The organism is Streptomyces sp. NPDC055078 (assembly GCF_053607985.1).
The window spans coordinates 1-1,785 of record NZ_JBSGUP010001035.1; the positions used below are offsets into that span (position 1 = coordinate 1).

The window sequence follows — 1,785 nt, forward strand, 5'->3', positions numbered from 1 at the left end:
GAGTACGGCGTGGGTACGGCCCCGGGACCGTACCGGTTGACCCGCTTTCCGCCTCTCTGGGCTCTCCAGGCGGAAAGTCGCTGCAACCCCGGCAGTAGCCCTCCCGTATTTCTCCATCCCCGGTTTGACGAAAGCCTGGCCCACCGGCGGATTCAGCAGGTATCCATGGCATGGCATGGTCAATCCGCTGTGTCCGCCGATCCGAAGGGCCGCCCTGTGCAGTTACGACGAATAGCGCCTCTGCTGGCTGTGAGTGTGCTGGTGCCACTGGCTCCGGCCGTCGCCGCGTCCCCCGCCGCCGCCGCGGGCCCGCTGGACCGGTTCACCCGGCAGCAGGTGGTGTGGCAGCGGTGTGATGCGGCCGCTCCGGCCTCCTTCCAGTGCGCCACGGTCAAGGTCCCGCTGGACTACCGGCGCCCCGGTGGCGAGAAGATCGACGTCGCGATCTCCCGGATCAGGACCAGCGTGCCGGGCAAACGCCGGGGCGTCCTGCTCTTCAACCCCGGCGGGCCCGGCGGCCCCGGACTGAACGAGCCGCTGTTCATGCGGGACAGCCTGCCGAAGTCCGTGGAGGACCGGTACGACCTCATCGGCTTCGACCCGCGTGGTGTGGGCCGCAGCTCCCCCCTCAACTGCGGACTCGGCGAGGCCGAGGCGATGAACTTCCTGCGCCCGTACCGGGCGGAGACGTTCGCGGGTGACGTTGCCTGGGCGAAGGGGGTGGCCGACAAGTGCCGGGCGAAGGAAGGCGACCGGCTGCGGCACTTCACCACCCGTAACACCGTCCGGGACATGGACCTGATCCGGGCGGCCCTCGGCGAGAAGAAGATCTCGTACTTCGGGCTCTCGTACGGCACTTACCTCGGCGCGGTCTACACCCAGATGTTCCCCCGCCGGGCCGACCGTATCGTTCTCGACAGCGCCGTCGACCCCAAGCGGGTCTGGCGGGGCATGATGCAGGTGTGGGCCGAGGACGCCGAGCCCGCGTTCGACCACTGGACGCGCTGGACCGCCGCCCGGCACTCCCACTACGGACTCGGCAGCACCCCCGCCAAGGTCCGCAAGTCCTTCTGGGACCTGGTCGCCCGCGCCGACCGCAAGCCCATCGAGATCGGCGGACAGAAGCTCACCGGCGACGACATCCGGGCCCAGCGGCACATCTTCTTCAGCGCGAAGGAAGCCGCCGAGCAGGTCGTCCAGCTCGCCCGGGCCGCCAGGGCGGCGACCCCGGGCACCGCCGCCGCAGCAGCGGACGAACCCGATATGCAGGCTTCCGTCGCCACCCTCTGGTCCGTCGTCTGCGGCGACAACTCCGCCGCCTGGCCGAGGGATCCGCAGCAGTACCGCCGTGACGCCGTCCGCGACAAGAAGCGCTATCCGCTGTACGGCGACTTCGTCTCCAGCATCAAGCCGTGCGCGTTCTGGGCGAAGGGCGCCGAGCCCGCGACGGTCGTCCGCAACAAGGTCCCCTCACTGATCATCCAGAACGAGTGGGACTCGCAGACCCCCCTGTCCACCGCCGTCGGCATGCACCGCGCGCTGAAGGGCTCGAAGCTCGTCACGGTCAAGGGCGGCGAGGGGCACGGTGTGTACGCCTACACCGCCAACTCCTGTGTCATCAACGCGACCAACACATATCTGACGACGGGCCGGCTGCCCGCGAAGGATCTCACCTGCCGGGCCGCGCCCCGGGCCCAGGGTGAGCCCCGGACTTCGCCTCAGCGGCGTTCGCAGCTCCCGTTCTGACCCGGTCGGGACCGGGACCAGGGGCGCAGGGTGCCGGTC

At 69.9% G+C, this 1,785-nt stretch carries 1 protein-coding gene; it reads left to right on the plus strand.

What is annotated here, in order from left to right:
* Positions 1-165: 165 nt before the first annotated feature.
* Entirely contained in the window at positions 166-1,746 is a 1,581-nt protein-coding gene (locus tag ACWF94_RS39880; RefSeq protein ID WP_453500094.1) for an alpha/beta hydrolase, read from the plus strand.
* Positions 1,747-1,785: the final 39 nt, after the last annotated feature.

What these genes read in the sequence shown, in the direction of transcription:
- ACWF94_RS39880 (WP_453500094.1), top strand. Translation starts at nt 166, where the DNA reads ATGGCATGGCATGGTCAATCCGCTGTGTCCGCCGATCCGAAGGGCCGC.